General features: G+C 69.0%; 15 protein-coding genes. 10 read left to right on the top strand and 5 right to left on the bottom strand.

Features of this window, described 5'->3' with window-relative positions; genetic code table 11:
* Window positions 1-83 precede the first annotated feature (83 nt).
* Window positions 84-1,022, bottom strand: a complete 939-nt coding sequence (locus E3O62_RS10505) for a M56 family metallopeptidase (protein ID WP_166784922.1) — start codon at window positions 1,020-1,022, stop codon at window positions 84-86.
* 61 nt (window positions 1,023-1,083) lie between these two features.
* On the bottom strand, window positions 1,084-1,470 hold the full coding sequence (locus tag E3O62_RS10500) for a BlaI/MecI/CopY family transcriptional regulator (protein WP_134396515.1): 387 nt from the start codon (window positions 1,468-1,470) through the stop codon (window positions 1,084-1,086).
* 97 nt (window positions 1,471-1,567) lie between these two features.
* Here E3O62_RS10500 and E3O62_RS10495 point away from each other — a divergent pair, with 97 nt between their 5' ends.
* From E3O62_RS10495 to cydC, 4 genes are read left to right on the top strand one after another with little or no spacing between them, the layout of a single operon-like run.
* Window positions 1,568-2,980 carry a cytochrome ubiquinol oxidase subunit I gene (locus tag E3O62_RS10495; protein WP_134396517.1) on the top strand — a complete coding sequence of 471 codons (1,413 nt, stop codon included), beginning with the start codon at window positions 1,568-1,570 and terminating at the stop codon, window positions 2,978-2,980.
* Window positions 2,981-2,989: 9 nt separating this feature from the next.
* The gene (gene cydB, locus E3O62_RS10490) at window positions 2,990-4,006 is read left to right on the top strand and encodes a cytochrome d ubiquinol oxidase subunit II (RefSeq protein ID WP_134398459.1); all 1,017 of its coding nucleotides are present in this window, start codon (window positions 2,990-2,992) and stop codon (window positions 4,004-4,006) included.
* A 6-nt stretch (window positions 4,007-4,012) separates the two neighbouring features.
* On the top strand, window positions 4,013-5,677 hold the full coding sequence (gene cydD, locus E3O62_RS10485) for a thiol reductant ABC exporter subunit CydD (RefSeq protein WP_134398458.1): 1,665 nt from the start codon (window positions 4,013-4,015) through the stop codon (window positions 5,675-5,677).
* A complete protein-coding gene (cydC, locus tag E3O62_RS10480; RefSeq protein ID WP_134398457.1) occupies window positions 5,670-7,415 on the top strand; it encodes a thiol reductant ABC exporter subunit CydC in 1,746 nt (581 codons plus the stop codon). Before cydD ends, cydC begins: the two co-directional genes overlap by 8 nt.
* Before the next feature lie 41 nt (window positions 7,416-7,456).
* On the opposite strand, the gene E3O62_RS10475 is transcribed toward cydC, so the two are convergent.
* Window positions 7,457-8,113, bottom strand: a complete 657-nt coding sequence (locus tag E3O62_RS10475; RefSeq protein ID WP_134398456.1) for a DedA family protein — start codon at window positions 8,111-8,113, stop codon at window positions 7,457-7,459.
* 135 nt (window positions 8,114-8,248) lie between these two features.
* On the opposite strand from E3O62_RS10475, the gene E3O62_RS10470 reads away from it, so the two are divergent.
* From E3O62_RS10470 to holA, 6 genes are all read left to right on the top strand, one after another.
* Window positions 8,249-9,760 carry a M20/M25/M40 family metallo-hydrolase gene (locus tag E3O62_RS10470; RefSeq protein ID WP_134394145.1) on the top strand — a complete coding sequence of 504 codons (1,512 nt, stop codon included), beginning with the start codon at window positions 8,249-8,251 and terminating at the stop codon, window positions 9,758-9,760.
* 303 nt (window positions 9,761-10,063) lie between these two features.
* Window positions 10,064-11,560 (top strand): anthranilate synthase component I family protein, encoded by a 1,497-nt coding sequence (locus tag E3O62_RS10465; RefSeq protein ID WP_134398455.1) that lies wholly within the window; start codon window positions 10,064-10,066, stop codon window positions 11,558-11,560.
* 78 nt (window positions 11,561-11,638) lie between these two features.
* Window positions 11,639-14,221: a leucine--tRNA ligase gene (leuS, locus tag E3O62_RS10460; RefSeq protein WP_134398454.1), complete on the top strand. Its 2,583-nt coding sequence runs from the start codon at window positions 11,639-11,641 to the stop codon at window positions 14,219-14,221.
* A gap of 100 nt (window positions 14,222-14,321) precedes the next feature.
* On the top strand, window positions 14,322-15,041 hold the full coding sequence (locus E3O62_RS10455) for a helix-hairpin-helix domain-containing protein (protein ID WP_134398453.1): 720 nt from the start codon (window positions 14,322-14,324) through the stop codon (window positions 15,039-15,041).
* Window positions 15,042-15,392: 351 nt separating this feature from the next.
* Entirely contained in the window at window positions 15,393-17,864 is a 2,472-nt protein-coding gene (locus E3O62_RS10450) for a ComEC/Rec2 family competence protein (RefSeq protein ID WP_134398452.1), read from the top strand.
* 41 nt (window positions 17,865-17,905) lie between these two features.
* Complete coding sequence (holA, locus tag E3O62_RS10445; protein ID WP_241973427.1) at window positions 17,906-18,949, top strand: DNA polymerase III subunit delta; 1,044 nt, start codon at window positions 17,906-17,908, stop codon at window positions 18,947-18,949.
* Window positions 18,950-19,305: 356 nt separating this feature from the next.
* Here the strand turns inward: holA and rpsT are convergent, their stop codons facing one another.
* Together rpsT and E3O62_RS10435 are read right to left on the bottom strand one after the other, a co-directional pair.
* On the bottom strand, window positions 19,306-19,569 hold the full coding sequence (gene rpsT, locus E3O62_RS10440) for a 30S ribosomal protein S20 (RefSeq protein WP_104100003.1): 264 nt from the start codon (window positions 19,567-19,569) through the stop codon (window positions 19,306-19,308).
* 118 nt (window positions 19,570-19,687) lie between these two features.
* The gene (locus E3O62_RS10435; protein ID WP_134398451.1) at window positions 19,688-20,434 is read right to left on the bottom strand and encodes an alpha/beta fold hydrolase; all 747 of its coding nucleotides are present in this window, start codon (window positions 20,432-20,434) and stop codon (window positions 19,688-19,690) included.
* Window positions 20,435-20,970: the final 536 nt, after the last annotated feature.

The raw sequence follows: 20,970 nt of genomic DNA, 5'->3' as shown, positions 1-20,970 counted from the left end.
CCTACGGGCCGGTTTTGGAGCAAAACGGGCTCTGGGGCCGAGAATCTCCGTCGAATTCGTCAGGGGCAGGGGCAGTCGCGGGCTCAGGCGAGGGAGAGGAGCAGCGTCGGCAGCAACAGGAGTGCGCCGGCGCCAGCCGCGACGAAAAGCACGGCGGAGGGCGTCAGCGGCGCCGGTGGGGTGATCAGGCGGCGAACGCGGGGTGTCACCAGGTCGAACGGATGGTCCGGGCCGTCGGCGAGTTCGACATCCGTTCCCAGCGGGTCCACCTGGTGTGCCGACCCGACCAGTGCGATCGCGGTGGCCAACGTTCGGTCGTCCACCACCCGCCGGGCCTGGTCGTCGGCGAGCATCTCGACCAGCAGGGCGACCGCGTTCTCGGCGCGGTTCGCGATCGGGAACCACGGCAATGCGCTGTGCCAGGACTTGAAGGCGAGCAGCACGAGGTGGTGCTGCTGCACCAGGTGGGCGCGCTCGTGTGCGATCACCGCGCGCAACTGGTCGGCATTCAGCAATTGCAGAAGGCCGCGAGAAAGCACGGTCGCCGACCGGGTCGCGCCGGGCAGGCAGTACGCGACCGGGGCGTCGTGTTCGATCACACGCGTGCCGGAATGGTTCGGCAGAGGGTCGCTGAGTAGTCCGATCAGGTGCCGGTGCCTGCGGTGCTGGCGCCCCGCGCGGGAGAAGGTCGCGGCGAGGTTGAGCAGCAGATGGCTGCCGAGGATCAGCGCCGCGCACAGCAGGAGTACCGAGCCGAACGACGTGCCGGCCGGCAGTGTGCCGGTGAAGAGATGGCCCGCCAGTGCGCGGATGCCCTCGAACAGGTTCTCGCCGAACGGGATCAGCCCGAAGCTGAGCAGCGAGCCGAGCATCGAGAGCCCTCCGGCCAGGGCGATGGACTGCCACAACACTAGGGCGACCGCGGGGGAGCGGGCCGGCCAGCCGGCGGTGGCAAGCCAGATCGGGACCGGACCGGCGAGCAGCACGGCCACGATCAGAAGCGCTACGGCCGTGACGAACACGACTCGGCCGCTCCGACGCGTGCTGATTGGAGCAGGGACTGGAGTGGGGACTGGATGCCGGTCACTCGCGACCGAGAGGTGCGGTGCCGAGGAGCAGGCGCAAAACGTCGGCCTCCTGAGGGGTGACATCCCCGATGAACCGGGCGAGGGCCGCCTGCCGGTCGGGAGCAGAGCCGAGCACCTCGTGCATCAGCTCCGCGGTATGTTCCGCCCGGGTCGACACGGCCCGGTAGCGGTGCGGCCGGGTGTCTCGGTCGCGGGTGACGAAGCCCTTGGTCTCCAGGCGGGAAAGCACCGTGAGCACTGTCGTGGTGGCGAGTGGTGTGCGCCTCGTGGTGGCGGCCGTCGGGGTGAGCAGCCGATCTCGGAGGTCGTTGGCAGGCAGAGGCGTTGCGGTGTCCCACAGGACATCCATCAGCAGCCGTTCCAGCACTCCCAAGCTCCCCATACTGGGGAGTCTAGCGGGCGGCAATCAACTCTTCTACGTCTCGTAGAAGAGTAATGTTCTACAGAGTGTAGAAAAACCCGATGACGCTGGAGGGCGCATGAACGAGTGGCTGGATCCGTTACTCCTGTCGAGATGGCAATTCGGTCTGACTACCGTCTACCACTTCCTCTTCGTACCGCTCACGATCGGGCTGGCGTTCACGGTCGCCCTTTTCCAGACCGCCTGGGTGCGCACCGACAAGGCCAAGTACCTCCAACTGACCCACTTCTTCGGCAAGATCTTCCTGATCAACTTCGCCATGGGCGTCGTTACCGGAATCGTGCAGGAGTTCCAGTTCGGAATGAACTGGTCGGACTACTCCCGCTTCGTCGGTGACGTCTTCGGCGCCCCGCTCGCCTTCGAGGGCATCATCGCCTTCTTCCTGGAGGCCACGTTCATCGGACTGTGGATCTTCGGCTGGGACAAGCTGCCCCGCGGCCTGCACCTCGCCACCATCTGGCTGACCACGGCCGGTTCGATCGCCTCGGCCTACTTCATCCTCGCGGCGAACGCGTTCATGCAAAACCCGATCGCGTTCCGCATCAACGAGGAGCGCGGCCGGGCCGAGCTCACCAGTATCGGCGAACTTCTGACCAACCCGATCGCTGTGGCCTCCTTCCCACACACGATCTTCGCCTGCTTCATGGTGTCGTCGGGGCTCGTCATCTCGGTGGCCGCCTGGCACCTGCTGCGCAAGCAGCACGTGGAATCCATGCGTCCCGCACTCAAGCTGGGCATGTGGATGATGGTTGTCTCCGGAGCGCTCACCACCTTCTTCGGCGACTCGCTGAGCCTGGCCATGACCGCGGCCCAGCCCATGAAGATGGCGGCGGCCGAGGCGATGTACAAGACAGCGACGGGCGCCGAGGCATCCTTCTCGATCTTCACCCTCGGCACCCCCGACGGCGTCAGCGAACTGTTCTCGATTCGTATCCCATACCTTTTGTCGTTCCTGTCGACCCACACCCTCAACGGCACGGTCGAAGGCATCGACAACCTGCAGGCGCAGTATGTGACCCTGTACGGCCCCGGCGACTACACCCCGACCATCTGGATCACCTACTGGGCCTTCCGCTGGATGATCGGTCTCGGCATCGCCCACATCCTGGTTGCCGTCGTCGGCCTCTGGCTGACCCGCGGCGGGCGCAGCCCCCAGGCCAGCTGGGTCTGGAAGATCGCCATCTGGAGCTTCCCGTTCTCGCTTCTCGCCATGAGCGTCGGCTGGATCTTCACCGAGATGGGCCGGCAGCCCTGGCTGGTGTTCGGACTCCTGCGCACCCAGGACGGCGTGTCACCCAATGTCAGCGGCGTCGAGATCCTGATCTCGCTGATCGCCTTCACGCTGATCTACGGCGCCCTCGCCGTCGTCGAATTCAAGTTGATCCTGCAGGCCGTGCGGACGGGACCTGCCTCACTGGCGGAACCCGACCCGGTGTCCGGCAAGGTCACGCCACAGGTCACGGTCTACTAGGAGCGCATGATGGATCTCAACATTCTCTGGTTCTGGATCATCGGTGCACTCTTCATCGGCTACTTCGTTCTGGACGGCTTCGACTTCGGCGTCGGCATGTCGCTGCCCTTCCTGGGCACGGACGACCTCGACCGCCGGGTCATCATCAACACCATCGGGCCGATCTGGGACCTCAACGAAACCTGGCTGATCGTGGCCGGTGCAGCACTGTTCGCCGCTTTCCCGGAGTGGTACGCCACCCTGTTCAGCGGGTTCTACCTGGCCCTGCTGGTGATCCTGCTTGCCCTCATCCTGCGCGGGGTGTCATTCGAATACCGGCACCAACGCCCGGAAGCGGCCTGGAAGAAACGCTTCGACCTCATGATCGTGATCGGGTCCGCCGTTCCCGCCCTGCTCTGGGGCGTCGCCTTCTCCAACATCGTGCAGGGCGTTCCACTGGACGCCGGCCACAACTACATCGGCTCCTTCTTCGACCTGCTCAACCCCTACGCCCTCCTCGGCGGTCTCACCACGCTGCTTCTATTCTTCACCCACGGCGTGGTGTTCATCTCCCTCAAGACCGAGGGGGACATCCGTCAGCGCGCTCAGAAGCTCGCCGTCAAGGCCGGGGTCGCCACCATCGTGATAGCCGCCTCATTCCTGGTCTGGACCACCCTCGCCTTCGGCAGCCTGGCCACCGGCGCCTTCGCCGCCCTCGCCGCGGTCGCCCTGATCGGGGCGTTCCTGGCGAACCTGCGGGGCGCCGAAGGCTGGGCCTTCACGCTGATGGCTGCGACGATCGCCCTCGCGGTGCTGACGCTCTTCGCGTCCCTGTTCCCCGACGTGATGCCGGCGAGCAACGGTGCAGCCAACAGCCTGACCATCGAGAACGCCTCCTCGACGCCGTACACACTGCAGGTGATGAGCTGGACCGCCCTGTTCGCCATGCCCGTCATCTTCCTGTACCAGGGCTGGACCTACTGGGTTCTGCGCAAGCGGGTCAGCCGCGCGACCGTGTCGGCCGACGTAGAGTTCACCGTACACTGAACTTAAATGCGCCCCTTCGATCCTCGGCTCCTCCGCTACGCGTCAGCCGCTCGGTGGTTCCTGTCGGTGGGAGCCCTGCTCGGACTGGCGCAGACCGTCACGGTCATCGCGTTCTCCTGGCTGCTGAGCCAGAGCATCACCCTCGCGTTAACCGGGGCCTCTCCGAATTCGCTGGCCTTCACCATGGCCGCCCTTGCGGGCGTGATCGTGGTGCGGGCGGCGCTGGCGTGGCTCCTCGAGGTGGCCGCCACCCGCGGGGCAGCCCAGGTCAAGAGTCAGCTGCGCCGCCAGGTGCTCGACCGCGTCGCCGAGCGCGGCCCGGATTGGCTCAGCGGCCGGGCCAGCGCCGGTGTCTCCACCCTGGCCACCCAGGGGCTGGACGCGCTGGACAACTACTTCGCCCGCTACCTGCCCCAGCTTTTGCTGGCGGCGATCAGCACGCCCCTGCTGATCCTGGTGATGCTCTGGCAGGACCTGCCCAGCGGCATCACAGTCATCGTCGTGCTGCCATTCATCCCCGTCTTCATGGTGCTGATCGGCCAGGCCACCCAGTCCGTGCAGCGGCAGCAATGGGAGTCCCTGCAGCGGCTGTCGACGGGGTTCCTCGACCTCGTCGGCGGGCTCGGCACGCTTAAGATCTACGGTCGGGAGCGACGCCAGTTCGCCCGGGTGCGCACCATCACCGAGGACTACCGCGCCCGCACCATGAAGGTGCTGCGGGTCTCCTTCCTCAGCGGGTTCGTGCTCGAACTGGCGGCCAGCCTGTCGGTGGCCCTCGTCGCCGTTTCCATCGGGCTGCGCCTGGTCGACGGAAGCCTCGCCGTCGGCGTCGGCCTGTTCGTGCTGCTGCTGGCCCCGGAGGCTTTTCTCCCCGTACGGCAGGTCGGCACCCAGTTCCACGCCGCGGCCGACGGTCTGGCGGCCGCCGAGGAGGTCTTCGCCATTCTCGACGACGGTGCCGGGCTCCGGGACGCGGCGATCCCGGCTGCCTCGACTGACCCGTCTGGCGCGCCCACCGGAGCGGGCCCCGCGGATACCGGCACGCTCCGATTCGAGCACGTCACGATCCGGCGGGGCACGGATGCCCCCGTGCACGATTTCAACGCCGTGTTCCGCCCCGGCGAACTCACCGTGGTCGTGGGCCCGAGCGGCGCCGGAAAATCCACGCTGGTGGCCGCACTGCAGGGATTCATCCCCTTCGACGGGCGAATCCTGCAGGGCGGTGCGGAGCAGACCACGGGCACGCCGCGCCCGTGGCTGGCATGGGCCGGGCAACGGCCGGGACTATTCCAGGGAACGATCGCCGACAATCTTGCTCTCGGCGACGCATCCGTCGACCCGGACGCCGTGACGCGGTCGTTGGAGTTCGCCGGGGCCGGCGATCTCGATCCCTCCAGTCTGCTCGGCGTCGCCGGTGAGGGGCTCTCGGGCGGGCAGGCCCAGCGGGTGGCCGCCGCCCGCGCCATCTACCGCGCCGAGGTCCACGACTGCGCCGTGGTCGTCCTCGACGAGCCTAGTTCCGCGCTGGACGAGGCGGCGGAGGCTTCCCTCGTCGCCGGGCTGCGCCGGCTCACCGCCGCGGGGCGGATTGTGGTCGTGGTCAGCCACCGGCCCGCGCTGCGGGACGCCGCCGACCAGATCGTCGCCCTGAACGCAGTGGCCCATGTCTGATTCCCGACCGAGCACGAGCGGGAGCGCGAGCAGGATCGCCGGCCCCCGGCCGGCCGGCCGGGCCGAAGTGCGCGCCGTGCTGCGCCTGGCCCAGCCGCCTGCCCGCCGGTTCGCTGCCGGCCTGGCCGCGGGCGTGCTGAGCGCGGCCTTCGCGGTGGCCCTCCTGGCGTCGTCGGCGTGGCTGATCACCCGAGCCGCCGAGCAACCGCCGGTCATGTTCCTCTCGATGGCGGTCGTCGGGGTGCGGGCGTTCGCCCTCGGCCGGTCTGCGTTCCGCTACCTCGAGCGTCTGGCCAGCCACGACGCCGCGTTCCGCCAGCTGGCTGACCTGCGCGTGGGCATCTTCTCCCGGATCCTGCCGCTCTCCCCGGCCGGCCTCGGAGGCACGAGCCGCGGCGACCTGCTCAGTCGCCTCGTGCGTGACGTCGACGACCTGCAGGACTTCCCGCTGCGGGTGGTGCAGCCTCTGGCCACGGCGGGGATCCTCGTGAGCGTGAGCGTGGTCGGGGTCTGGCTGGTTCTCCCCGCCGCCGGTGTCACGCTGGCGCTGGCGCTCCTCGTTGCCGGTCTGCTCGCCACCGTCACCTCCAGCGCGCTGTCCGCCCGGTCGGAGCGCCAGCTTGCACCCCTCCGCGGAGCCCTCGCCGGCGAAGTGCTCGAGGTGGTGGAGAACCTCGACGTGCTGAGCGCCTTCGGGGCCCTCGACGCCCGCCTGGCCACCCTTGCGGCGGCCGACGACCGGCTGCGCCGGGCCTCCCTGCGCCGGTCGCTGGGCGTGGGCGTGCAGGGAGCCGTACTGTCACTGTTCGCGGGTCTGGCGACGGTCGCCGCACTCCGGGTCGGCATTCCGGCACTCTCCGGGCCGGCTGGCGTCAGCGGACCGGGCTTCGTCGTGGTCGTGCTCGTGCCCATGGCGGTGTTCGAGGTGTTCGGAATGATCCCGCTCGCGCTCGGCGTCTGGCGCCAGGTGCGCTCCAGCGCCGCGCGGGTGGCGACGGCGGTGCCGACCAGCGTCCCCGCGGAGATCCCGGCGGAGTCGGTGACCGAGCCGGCGGATGCGCTGTCCACCACGAGCGTCAGCGCCCGCCCGGTGCTCGAACTCACCGACGTGGGTGCCCGCTGGCCCGGTTCCGCTACCCCGGCGGTCACGGGCATCACCCTGCGGCTGGCGCCGGGAGACCGCGTGCACCTGGCAGGGCCGAGCGGCGCCGGCAAGACCACCCTGGCCCAGACCCTGGTGCGCTTCCTCGACTACACGGGCTCGTACCGGCTCGACGGCGTCGAGGCGCGCACGCTGGCCCCGGCCGAGGTGCGCCGCCGGGTGGGACTGTGCGAACAGCGTCCCTGGCTCTTCGACGACAGCATCCGTCAGAACCTGCTCTTCGCCCGCGTGACGGCCACCGACGACGATCTCGAGGCCGTGCTCGCCCGGGTCGGGCTGGGGGAGTGGGCCGCCCAGCGGGGGGGCCTCGACGCCCGGGTCGGCGAGCGGGGTGCCCTGGTCTCCGGCGGTCAGGCCCAGCGAATCGCGCTGGCGCGCGCGTTGCTGGCGGATTTCCCGGTGCTCATCGTCGACGAACCTACCGCCAACGTCGACGAGGCGCAGGGCGACATGCTCGTGCGGGACATCCTGGTCACGGCCGCGGAGGACGGCCGTGCGGTGCTGCTCATCTCGCACACGCCGGTGCCGGACGACCTGATCACCGCGAGGGTCGTCGTGCCCGGCCCTGCCGGCTGAACCCGACAGCCGAACGAGGGGTCGCCCGACCGAACGTGGGGTCAGACGACCGGAGGCTCCTGCTGCTCCATGTGTCGCTCCTCGCGGCGGTGCAACCACCGTTTGACCAGGAACACGAGCAGCACGAAGGCCGCGATCGCACCGACGAAGAGGTACCCGGCGAAGTGGAGCTGGTCGGAGAGCTCGCGGTAGCCTTCGGCGGCGGCCGAACCGATCGACACGTAGGCCACCGCCCAGATCACGCAGGCGGGCACGGTCCACTTCATGAAGGTGCGGTAGGGCATCGGGCTCATCCCCACGGTCAGCGGGATCAGCGAGTGCAGCACGGGCAGGAACCGCGACAGGAACACGGCAATGCCGCCACGCCGTGCCAGGTAGATCTCGGCCCGGGCCCAGTTGCGTTCCCCGAGCCGGCGCCCGAGGCGGCTCATCCGGATCCACGGCCCGAAGTGGCGGCCGAGCGCGAAGCCGATGCTCTCGCCGATCAGGGCTCCGACGATCACCGCGGCGACGAGCCCCAGGAACTCGGCCGTGTTGCTCACCGCCGTGCTCGCCACGATCACGATGGAATCGCCCGGCACGACCAGGCCGACGAGAACGGATGTCTCCAAAAGCATGCCGAGTCCGGCCAGGAGGGTGCGCAGCACCGGATCCACGCTGGAAACCGTATCCAGGATCCAGCTGAGGATATCGTTCACGTCCACAGCCTAAGCCGTGCGCCCGCAGCGGGGCTGGGGACCTGCCCTTGCCCCGCGACTGGGGGATACGCTAGCGTCGCCCCAGGGCCGCTCAACGACGACCGGCCCACGTTCGATCCAGTCTGAGGGACCCTCATGAAACAGAATCGGAATATTCGTCTCGCCGCCGTCGGCACGGCCGTGGCCCTGTCGGTCAGCGTCGGGCTACCCGCCTACGCCGACAACGGAACGGACACCGGCGCGCTGCGCGAAGCCGTGACGGCAGCCGGCATCATCGACCACCTGGAGGAGCTCCAGAAGATCGCGGATGCCAACGGCGGCACGCGTGCGTCCGGCACGCCGGGGTACGAGGCATCCGCCGTCTACGTCGAAGAGCAGCTCACGGCCGCGGGCTACATGCCGATCCGTCAGGCCTACTCCTATGAGCAGTTCGTGCTGAATGCGGAGTCGTTCGCGCAGTTCACGCCCACCCCCACCACCTACGCCGGCGGCACCGACTTTGCCACGATGAGCTACTCCGGCTCCGGCACGGTCTCGGCGGCGGTACAGGCGGTCGACATCAACCTGGTCGGCGACCGGGCCTCGACCAGCGGCTGTGAAGCCGCAGACTTCGCGGGCTTCACGGCCGGGAACGTCGCTCTGATCCAACGCGGCACCTGCACCTTCCGGGTCAAGGCCGACAATGCGATCGCGGCCGGCGCCGCCGGCGTGATCATCTTCAACCAGGGAAACGCCGATGATCGCCTCGGTATCGTCAACGGCACTCTGGACGCCCCGCAGACCGCCGTTCCGGTCATCGGAACGACCTTCGTGCTCGGCGCGGCTCTGGCCGGGCAGCCTGCCCCGACCGTGCGGCTGGCCGTGGATGCTGAGGTCACCGTCACCGAATCCTTCAACATCCTGGCCGATTCGGCCGGTCGCGCGGACCGCACGGTCGTGGCCGGAGCGCACCTCGACTCCGTTGCCGAGGGCGCGGGAATCAACGACAACGGCAGCGGCAGCGCCGCCATCCTGGAAACCGCCATCCAGCTCGCCGCCTCCGGCAACGCACCCACCAACCGGGTGCGGTTCGCGTTTTGGGGCAGCGAGGAGGATGGACTGGTCGGTTCCGAGTACTACGTTTCACAGCTGACGAAACGCCAGATCAAGGCGCACGCCGTCAACCTGAACTTCGACATGGTCGCATCGCCGAACTTTGTGCGCTTCGTCTACGACGGTGACGGCTCGTCCTTCGGCACCACCGGCCCGAACGGGTCGGCGCTGGTCGAGAAGGTCTTCCTGGACTACTTCGCCTCGCAGGGGCTGGCCACAGAACCCACCGAGTTCGACGGTCGGTCCGACTACTTCGGGTTCATCGAGAACGGCATTCCTGCCGGCGGGCTGTTCACCGGTGCGGAAGACCTGATGACGGAGGCCGAGGCGGTCACTTATGGTGGCGTCGCCGGCGCACCGTACGACGCCTGTTACCACGCCGCATGCGACGACATCACGAACATCAATGCGGAGGTGCTGGAGCAGATGGCCGATGCCATCGCCCACACGACGATGACGTTCGGCGAGACCACCTCCGCGGTCAACGGCACGACCAGGGGCGGCGGCTCCGGCTCGACGGGGCTCCAGTTCAAGGGCAGCCTGGCTGTGAAGTAGTCACGCTGCAGCACCTGACGGAGAAAGGTGGGGAGGCAGCCCGCGGGCGGCCTCCCCACTGCGTCCCCGGTGGGGTCGGGGGTGCGGTCCCGGCACCCCGACGAGTGGGTCCGAACGAAGTCGACGGATAGAGCAGGGGAGCCGAGATTTTGCCCGGATCAGGCGCAGCCATACGGGAAGAGCCGTTTTTCCGGAGAATTACCGTCGAATTCGTTCGAGACACGGCACTGAGTTCGGCATACGTTCGGCCGGGGCGGCAGATCGCTGCACTTCGGGGAGAATCCCGGCACCTAGGCTGGAAGTGTGACCGGGCCGACTCAGAGCATCCTCCTGCCCGAGTGGTGGGATCCGGCCCGCGTCTTCGACACCCTTTACCGCAACAGCCCGTACGCGTTCTGGTTGGATGCGGGCAACGGCGCCGAAACCGGCCTCAGCTATCTTGGGTCCGCGTCGCCCGGGTCCCGGTTTGTTACCGCCTCGGTGCCGGAGGGGACCGTGACGGTCTCGGTCGCCGGCGATCCGTTCGTGCCGGGTCACCCTTCACCCGGGACGATCTTCGAGTTCCTGCGCGCGGAGCAGGCCGGCTTCCACGACGATGCCACCGAAGATACCGGCACCGACGATACCGGCGGCTTTCGGCTGGGCTGGGTGGGCTGGCTCGGATACGAACTCGGTGCCCAGACCCTCGGAACGCCCGTGCACGACTCCCGCTACCCGGATGCCGCCCTGCTCGAGGTGCACCACGTGCTGGTGTTCGATCATGCGGCACGCACGGTCAGGGCGCTCGCTCGCCGCGCTTCCGGCGACGCGACGGATGCCCCGCAGGCGTGGGCCGATGCCGTGCTCGATGCTCTCGCCGCGTCGGAGCAGCCACCCGCGGCATCCGCGACCCGGCCGGTCACGTGGCCTGCCGGCTCCGCTGTCGGCCCCGTTGCCGATGCCGGCGTAGCCCGGTGGCGGCACGACGTGCACCGCTACGCCGAGCTGATCGAGAAATGCCAGGCGTTCATCCGGGCCGGTGACGCCTACCAGCTCTGCCTCACCAACGAGATCCTGGTCGACGTGCGGCCGCATCCGGTCGAGGCCTACCTGGCGTTGCGCGCCGGCAGCCCCAGCCACCACGGCGGGCTGCTGCGTTTCGGGGACACCGCCCTGCTCAGCGCCTCCCCGGAACAGTTCCTGACCGTGACCCCGGGCGGCCTGATCACCACGAAGCCGATCAAGGGCACTCGGGCGCGCTCCCGGATGGCCGGCCGGGACCGCGAGCTCCGCGACGAGCTCGAGGGCAGCGGCAAAGAGCGCGCCGAGAACCTGATGATCGTCGACCTGATGCGCAACGACCTCGGCCGGATCGCCGAGCTCGGCAGCGTGCAGGTCACGAACTTGCTCGCCGTGGAGAGTTACGCGCACGTGCACCAGCTGGTCAGTACGGTCGAGGCGCGCCTGGCCGCGGGACTGACCGGGGTGGATGCCGTGGCGTCCTGCTTCCCCGCCGGGTCCATGACCGGGGCACCCAAGATCAGTGCGATGACCATCCTCGACGCCCTCGAGTGCGGACCGCGCGGGCTCTACGCCGGGGCCTTCGGCTATCTGGGGCGAAACGGCGCGGTCGACCTGGCCATGGTCATCCGCAGCATCGTGCTCAGCCCGGACGGGGCCTCCATCGGCACGGGCGGCGGCATCACGGCGCTGTCCGATCCGCTGGAGGAGATCGAGGAAACCCGGCTGAAAGCGGCGGCGCTCCTGGCCGTCCTCGGCGTTCCTCGATCCAGCGCCGCCACGGGCCAGGGCCAGGTTTAGTAACCTAGGAGCTTGGACGCCGCCTCCGCGCGGCCCGGTGCCTGCTGGCGCAATCCCCACTGCAACGAAGAGAGTCACGTGGCACACGAGTACGACCACACCCGCACCGGCCAGGACAGCGAAGAAAAAGTTTACGATTTCGCCGCCATCCAGGCGAAGTGGCAGCCGATCTGGGAAGAGCTCGACCCCTTCCGCACGAACGATCCCGACGACGTTCGACCGCGCAAGTACGTGCTCGACATGTTCCCGTATCCCTCCGGCGACCTGCACATGGGCCACGCCGAGGTCTATGCCCTCGGCGACATCGTCGCCCGGTACTGGCGTCAGCAGGGCTTCAACGTGCTACACCCCATCGGTTGGGACTCCTTCGGGCTACCCGCGGAGAACGCCGCGATCAAGCGCGGCATCGACCCGCGCGGCTGGACCTACGACAACATTGCGCAGCAGAAGAAGAGCATGAAGCTCTACGCGGCATCCTTCGACTGGTCCCGCGAGCTGCACACCAGCGACCCCGAATACTACAAGTGGAACCAGTGGCTGTTCCTGCAGCTGTACAGGAAAGGCCTCGCCTACCGCAAGGACAGCTGGGTGAACTGGGACCCGGTAGACCAGACCGTCCTCGCCAACGAGCAGGTCCTCGCCGACGGCACCTCGGAGCGCAGCGGAGCCGTGGTGGTCAAGAAGAAGCTCACCCAGTGGTACTTCAAGATCACCGACTATGCGGACCGCCTGCTCGACGACCTGAACCAGCTCGAGGGCACCTGGCCGGCGAAGGTGCTGAACATGCAGCGCAACTGGATCGGCCGCTCCATCGGCGCCGACGTCGACTTCGTGATCGAAGGCCGCAAAGAGCCCATCAGCGTCTTCACGACCCGCCCGGACACCCTCTACGGCGCGACCTTCATGGTCGTCGCCCCCGACGCGGACCTCGCCGCCGAGCTGGTCGCGGATGCCTCGCGCACCGTCAAGGAACGGTTTCAGGAATACCTGGTCCAGGTTCAGAACAGCACCGAGATCGAGCGTCAGGCCACCGACCGGGAGAAGACCGGCGTGTTTCTCGAGCGCTACGCGGTCAATCCGGCCAACGGCGAACGCCTGCCGATCTGGGCCGCGGACTACGTGCTCGCCGACTACGGCCACGGTGCCGTGATGGCGGTGCCGGCCCACGACCAGCGCGACCTCGACTTCGCCCGCCGTTTCGACCTGCCCGTGATCGTGGTCGTGGACACAACCGCCGCGGTCACCGGCATGATCCCCGTGATCACGCAGGACATGATCGACGGCACCCCGGAGCTCACCTCCCTCGACCCGACTCGCACCGGCATCGCACTGACCGGGGAAGGCCGCCTGATCAACTCGGGCGCGCTCAACGGTCTCAGCAAGAACACCGCGATCAAGCGCATGATCGAGCAGCTCGCCGCCGACGGTACCGGCCGCGCCGCCAAGAACTACCGTCTGCGTGACTGGCTCATCTCCCGTCAGCGCTACTGGGGCACGCCCATCCCGATCATCCACGGCCAGGACGGCGCCGAGATCCCCGTGCCGGAAGACCAGCTTCCCGTGTTGCTGCCGCCCACCGACGGCCTCGACCTCAAGCCCAAGGGCACGTCGCCGCTGGGCGGCGCGACCGACTGGGTCAACGTGCCCAACCCGATCGACGGCACCCCCGCACGCCGCGACGCGGACACCATGGACACCTTCGTCGACAGCTCCTGGTACTTCCTGCGCTTCCTGAACCCCACCGACGACACGAAGGCGTTCGACCCGAAGGAAGCCGAGAAGTGGGCGCCCGTCGACCAGTACGTCGGTGGCGTCGAGCATGCCATCCTGCACCTGCTCTACGCGCGCTTCATGACCAAGGTGCTTTTCGACCTCGGCTATGTCAGCTTCACCGAGCCGTTCACGGCTCTGCTGAACCAGGGCATGGTCATCCTTGACGGGGCCAAGATGTCCAAGAGCAAGGGCAACCTGGTCTACTTCACCGAGGAGGTCGACCAGTTCGGCGTCGACGCGGTACGGCTCACCATGGCCTTCGCCGGACCGCCGGAAGACGACATCGACTGGGCGGATGTCTCGCCGGTCGGCTCCGCCAAGTTTCTGGCCCGCGCTTGGCGCGTCGCCCGCGACGTCACGAGTACGCCCGACATCGATTGGAGGTCCGGCGACGCCGGTCTCCGCCGGGTCACCCACCGTTTCCTGGCCGATGCGCCCGGCCTGGTCGAATCGTTCAAGTTCAACGTGGTCGTCGCCCGACTGATGGAACTCGTCAACGCCACCCGCAAGGCGATCGACACCGGCGTCGGCCCCGCGGATGCCGCGGTGCGCGAGGCCGCGGAGGTCACCGCCATGGTGCTCAACCTGTTTGCTCCGTACGCGGCCGAGGACATGTGGCAGCTCCTCGGCCATGAGCCGTGTGTCGCCCTCGTGCAGTGGCGCAAGGCCGACCGAACCCTACTCGTAGAGGAGTCGGTCACGGCCGTCGTGCAGGTCGACGGCAAGGTGCGCGACCGCATCGAGGTGTCCCCGAAGATCTCCGGCGACGAGCTGGAACGTCTCGCACGTACCTCGGCCGAGGTCATCCGCCGGATCGGTGACCGCGAGATCATGAACGTGATCGTGCGCGCGCCGAAACTCGTCAGCATCGTCACCCGCGGTCAGTAGCACCCCCTGCCTCGCCTCCCCAGGGCGGCACCTCGCGGCGCCGCCCACAGGGTGTGGCCGTCCGCTGGGGGACCGGCACCCGTTGGCCTAGCCTGCCGGGATGGAGCCTGACCCGGTAGTCGCGGCACTTCACCGCCTGGCCCCGAGCGCGCAGGGGCGCGCCCCGGCGCGCGTGCGCATCGGGGTGGGTGCAGCCGTCGTGCTGCTGATATTGGCGTTGGCCACCGCGGTGGTCGTGTCCGCGCTCGGTCAGCAGGCCGGGCACCAGGTGGTGTCCCCGGCGCACCCGACCGCGGGTTCGGGTTCCGGTGGTGCCGACAGCGGCCCGGCCCCGAGTTCCTCGGGGGTAGCCTCGGCATCCGGTGCCCTCATCTTCGTTCATGTGCTCGGCGCCGTGCGGCGTCCCGGTCTCTTCGAACTCTCCACCGGCGCCCGGGTGATGGATGCCGTGGCCGCCGCCGGCGGGCTGACCGAGACCGCCGATCCGGCCGGCACCAACCTCGCTCGCAAGCTCAGCGACGGCGAGCAGCTCTACCTGCCCCAGCTCGGCGAAGTCCCCGCTGGACCACCGCCGGGCAGCGGTGCATCCCTCGGCGGCGCATCCGACCCAGGCGGCGGCGGCCCGGCGGTCCTGGTCAACCTCAATACGGCCACCCTGGCCGACCTCGACACCCTGCCGCGCATCGGCCCGGCCATGGCCCAGCGCATTCTGGATTTCCGCGACGCCAACGGGCCGTTCGCGGCCGTCGAGGACCTGCGCAATGTCACCGGTATCGGTGAGAAGACGTTCGAGGGGCTCAGCGCCCTGATCACCGTGTGAGAGTGGCCGTGAACGGAGGGTGCCTGAAGTCCTGACGCATCGGTGCGGCGAGCGTATCCGGTGCGTGACGGAGGGTGCTCCGATCGAGCCGGCGACCGCACCTGGCCTGCACTCGATAGCGTGCACGGTCTTCTCCGACCCATGACGGCTAGGAACCGACCGACTGGCAGCAATGGGCGCTGTCGGCGGCCTGCTCGCGGGCTGACGCGTGTCGTTTTTGACGAGCAGCTCCGTCGCCGCGGACCGGTGGCGAGGTCAGCGGGCACGCCTCCCCACCCCCAGTCCCGCGTCAACCGGGCACAGATTCCGGTGGCCACCGGGGGGAGCCGCGGGCGCGCCTAGCCTCCCGGTATGGATTTCACACGCGACACCGTGGCTCGCCGCCCGGATCACGACATGACCGGGCTCGACCTGCGCCTGGTTATCCCGGCGGCGACCGCGTGGCTGGCGGCCTGGCTGCTCATCGCCTTCCCCGGGTGGGCACCCGGCGCGCAGGCCGCGTTGTGGGCCGCCGCCCTGGGCGTAGGCCTGGTTGTGGCGCGTCGGCTGTTCCGCGCCCGGGGAGCGCCGGCCTGGGGTGTCGGCCTGGTCTGTTGCGCTGCGGCCGCGCTGATGGCATCCGCGGTCACGGTCGCTGCGCCCGGGCGGCTGCCGGAAACCGTGCGGGAGAGCGCCGCCCGGCAGGAGTCAGTGACCGTGCTCCTCACGGTGGCGTCGATCCCGGTGCAGACCCAGTCGTTCGGTGCTCCCGCACTCTTCGGCCCGGCTGGCTCTGACTCCGGAGCGTCCGCCCGGGTGCGCTTCCGCGGCACCCTGACCGGGATCGAGCAGGGCGAGGTCGCCCGGAAGGGTGCTGCGCGAGGACTGTCGGTTCCGGTGGTCGTGTTCGCAGAGACGGCGAGCGAACAGGCGACCGCGCTTCAGATCGGCAGTGTCGTGCGGCTGGACGCCACCCTCCGGCTCACGGCGGCCGGAGACGCGGCATCCGCCCTGGTGTTCGGGCGGGGTCCGCCCGAGCTCCTCGTGACACCGCCCTGGTGGCTCGGCTGGGCCGGGGAACTGCGCACCCTGTTCACGACCGCCGCGGGCGATCTTCCCGGCGACGGAGGTGACCTGCTGCCCGGCCTGGCCATCGGTGACACGAGCTCGGTCGAGGCAGACCTCGACGCGGCCATGAAGACGAGTTCGCTCAGCCACCTCACCGCCGTGTCCGGAGCGAACTGCGCCGTGGTGATCGCGGGAGTCATGCTGCTGACCGGGTTTCTGGGACTGCGCCGCGGCATCCGGATCGCGATCTCGCTTCTCACCCTGCTCGGGTTCGTGGTGCTCGTGACGCCCGAACCCAGTGTGCTGCGTGCTGCTTTGATGGCGACGATCCTGCTGCTCGGGATTGCCTCCGGTCGGCCGGGCCGAGGAGTGCCGTTGCTCGCACTTGTCGTGATCCTACTGCTGGCGGCCGACCCATGGCTGGCCCGCAGTTACGGGTTCGCCCTGTCGGTTCTGGCCACGGCCGGCCTACTCGTCCTGGCCGGGCCGCTGACCCGGATGCTGCATCGGTGGCTGCCCACCTGGCTCGCCGCCGTGATCGCCATCCCGCTGGCCGCGCAGCTGGCCTGTCAGCCGGTGCTCGTGCTGCTCACTCCCACCCTCCCGCTCTACGGGGTGCCCGCGAATCTGCTGGCCGGTCCGGCAGCCCCGGCCGCCACCGTCATCGGTCTGATCGCGTGCCTGCTCTTGCCCTGGCTGCCCGGTGTTGCCGGGGGAGTGCTCTACTTGGCCTGGCTGCCGGCCGCCTGGATCGCGGCGATCGCCCGAACGTCCGCAGAGCTGCCCGGCAGCCGCCTACCCTGGCTGGGCGGCCCGGTCGGTGTTCTCGTGACCGTTCTACTGACGGTGGCCGCGGTGGCGCTGGTGATGCGGGGCCGGGGACAGGTTCGGGCGCGCTGGCCGATCGCGGCGATCGCGGTGCTGGTTCTGGCCGCCGGAAGCTACGCGGGCAGCCTGATCGGGGCGGGCGTCGGCCGGGCCGTGGCCTTCCCCGCGGACTGGCAGATCGCGGCCTGCGACATCGGGCAGGGTGATGCGGTCGTCGTGCGCGACCGCGACCGGTACGCGCTCGTCGACGCGGGGCCCGACCCGGCCCTGCTCGCCGACTGCCTCGACACGCTGGGGATCGACCGAATCGACATCCTCGTGCTGACCCACTACGACCTGGACCACATCGGCGGGGTCGCCGCCGTGATCGGCCGCGTCGACACGGCGCTGGTCGGCATCCCGGAGAACGCAGACGATGAGCGACTGCACGATGCCCTCGCCGCGGGCGGAGCCGAGTTGCGGGGCGCTGCCCGCGGCGACACGGGCACCCTCGGGGAGCTGCGCTGGGAGATCCTCTGGCCGGTGCGGGGCTCGGCGGTGATGCAGACCGGAAACGAGGGGAGCGTGACGATCGGATTCGACGGTCGCGGCATCCGTTCCTTGTTTCTCGGAGATCTCGGCGAGGAATCCCAGGACGCGCTCCGGCGCAGCTCCAGCCCCGGGGAGGTGGATGTCGTCAAGGTCGCCCACCACGGGTCGGGAGACCAAAGCCCGGAGCTCTATGCCGATCTCCGGGCCACGGTGGGGCTGATCTCGGTAGGCAGGGAGAACGGCTACGGCCATCCCACCGACACGGTCCTGGACATTCTTGCGGCCGCGGGCACGCTGGCCCTCCGCACCGACCAGCAGGGACTGCTGGTGATCGCCCCGGGGCCAGGGGGTGGTGCGCTGACGGTCTGGAGCGAGACCGTGCAGAGCGAGACCGTGGCGGACACCGACCCCGGATAGTCTTAATGGATTCCGCACAGCCTCAACCGAAGGAACCCCGAGTGGCCGCACGAACCGCTTCATCCGGCCGGACCGCGCCCCGCGCTGTGCCGAAATCGGTCGCCATCCCGCAGCTGGCCTGGCACCAGGTGCGGCCGGCGCCGATCATCCTGGTCTCCGGAACCGAGGTGTTCCTGGCCGAACGCGCGATCCGCCAGCTGCGGGACTTCCTCAAACTCGAAGACCCCAGCCTGGAGATCAGCGACGTGCAGGCCGACAGCTATGCGCCCGGCGAACTGCTCACCATGGCCAGCCCGTCCCTCTTCGGCGAACCGCGGCTGATCCGCGTCAGCTCCGTCGAGAAGTGCAGCGACACGTTCCTCGCGGAGGCCCTGGACTACCTGCAGAACCCGGCCGAGGACACCTACGTCGTGCTCCGGCACGGCGGCGGCGTGCGCGGCAAGAAGCTGCTCGACACCATCCGTTCGGGCGTCGGCGGCGCCGTCGAGGTCGTCTGCACCGAGCTGAAGAAAGACTCCGACCGGCACGACTTCGCCTCCGCGGAATTCAAGACGGCCGGCAAGCGGGTCACTCCCAGCGCGTTGCGGTCCCTGGTCGCCGCGTTCTCCGGCGATCTCGCCGAACTCTCCGCGGCCTGCCAGCAGCTCATCGCCGATGTCGGCACCGAAGTGACCGAGACGACCGTGGACCGCTACTACGGCGGCAGGGTCGAGGCCAACGCGTTCAAGGTAGCCGATGCCGCTATCGCCGGGCATCAGGGGGAGGCGCTCGTCATCCTGCGCCACGCCCTGTCCTCCGGCGCCGACCCGGTCCCGGTGGTGGCCGCGTTCGCCATGAAGATCCGCACCATGGCGAAGCTCTGCGGGGTGCGCGGCGGCTCGGCCCAGCTTGCCTCCCAGTTCGGCCTCGCCCCCTGGCAGGTCGAGCGGGCCCAACGTGACCTGCGCAGCTGGTCGGACGAGGGTCTCGCCCGCTGCGTCGTGGCGCTGGCCGAAACGGATGCCGCGGTGAAGGGTGCCGAGCGCGACCCCGTCTTTGCCCTCGAGCGGCTCATCGGTGTGATCGCCCGCCGCGGTGAGAGCTGACCAGACCCGGCTTTCGCGCGCGTACTCACCCTCGACGGTGAACTGCGCTCCAGGGAGGGGTCGGTCACCGTGGTGCGCGCCAGCTGATGCCCGAAGTGAGGTGTGTGGGCCGGGGCGGGCTCGGCGCGCACGACACGATCAGCGCGGCGAGCGGCGGATCGACGACGGCTGCCAGGACCGCCGTCAGGGCGATGCTGGGGCGCCTGACCGGGCCAGGCCGCGATGAATTCCAGATGACCGGTCCCCGAGGGTCCGACCCCTTGCCCGGACACACGAAAGCCCCCACCGAGATGGCAGGGGCTGTTGTGTACGCAGGTCAGGGCCGGTGAACGGTCCTGATCCCGGTCAGGCGCAGACTAGACGAGGGCGTTGACCGACTTGGCGATCGCGGACTTTTTGTTCGCGGCCTGGTTCTGGTGGATGACGCCCTTGCTGACGGCCTTGTCGAGCTTCTTCGAAGCAACGGCGAGGCTGGCGACAGCCTTGTCCTTGTCGCCCGAGGCGATCGCCAGGCGAGTCGCGCGGACAGCGCGCTTGAACTCGCTCTTGACCGACTTGTTGCGCTCCTGGGCCTTTTTGTTGGTGCCGATACGCTTGATCTGCGACTTGATGTTTGCCACGTTTATACGCTTTCGTTAGATGCTTGTTCGGATGGGCCGCTTGGCGGTAGAGGGCGCCGTGCGGCAAAAATCGTGTGGGGTGGGACCCAACACGCAAGTCAACGGCCAACGATACCAGTTATCCGTTCAGGTCGACAATCGGCCCGGGCCGGTCGATCGCAACCTCCGTGAGAATGCCGCTCAGCACCGCGGCGAAGCGTTCCGGTTGGGCCAGGCTGACGAGGTGCGACGCCCGGGGGACGATCACGAGGCGCCCGTCCCGGCAGGCGGCGAGGAAGCGGCGCTCATGCAGCCGGAACTGATCCAGAGAACCGTTGACCAGCCACACCGGGCCGGGATAGCGAGCCAGGCTGTCCAGCGGGCGGAGGCTGCCGGTGGCGCCGAGCCCGGCATCCATAACCGTCAGCGGCACACCGCCGGCGAGCGTGTCGGCGGCCCCTCCCGATGGAAGGAGCACCCGCACGAGTGTGGTGTGGAGCCACAGTCCCTGATCGGGCAGTCGGCGGATCAGCCGGGCCAGGCCCCGGTAGGCGTCCAGTAGCCAGCCGGCCGGAAGCGCGCAGCTTCCCGCGGCGACCAGCCCGGCCACCTTCTGCGGGTGGCGCGCGGCGTACTCGATGGCGTAGTAGCCGCCGAGGGAGAGGCCGACCAGCAGCACCCGGCCCCCCAGAGCAGCGACGCCCTCGTCGATGGCGGCGAGTGCACCCGCAACGGTGAACGTTTGGTCCATGCGGGAGCCGTGCCCCGGCAGATCGATCGCGAGTGCCGGATGCCCAGCCTCGCCCAGCATGGACAACTGTCGTCGCCACATGGTGCCCGACGTGCGGATCCCATGCACGAAAAGGACCGGGACGGCGGGTGTCATTCATTCCTCCTCGTGAGCAGCCGCACTGGAGGGTGACGGCGCTGCCGATGTCGATGATAGACACCAGGGGCTGGCCGCACCAGATCAACAGTGACAGCACCCGGTTCGCGGTAACTTTTTTTTTGGCTCTTCCGTGGCTGAGCGCTCGGCCGGGCGCTGCGTCTGTGGCCAACTCAGGACATCCATCGCACGGGTGGCCGGGCCACCGCGGACCAGTGCGGAACCGGTGCGGATGTCGGGCCCTGCCCGGTCGGATCTCCTGAGTTGGCCACACTACCCGCCGAAGAGCCACGGCACACCGCCGCCTCTGCAGCAGCGCCTCCGCGGTTCGGGCATTCACTGCGCGCCCCGCCCCTGCCCCGAGCCCGAACGAATTCGACGGAGATTCTGGCCGACACGCTCCCAAACTGGTCGAAAAAGCTCGCTTTCGGGAGAATCTGCGTCGAGGTGGTTCACGGCAGTGGTTCACGGCAGTGGACCACAACAGTGGTTCGCTGCGAGCCGCCGGGCGCGGCCCGTGCCCGAGCGCAAGCCTG

Source organism: Cryobacterium sp. TMT2-15-1 (genome assembly GCF_004402345.1).
Lineage (GTDB): Bacteria > Actinomycetota > Actinomycetes > Actinomycetales > Microbacteriaceae > Cryobacterium > Cryobacterium sandaracinum.
This window is presented reverse-complemented; position numbering and strand designations above follow the sequence as displayed.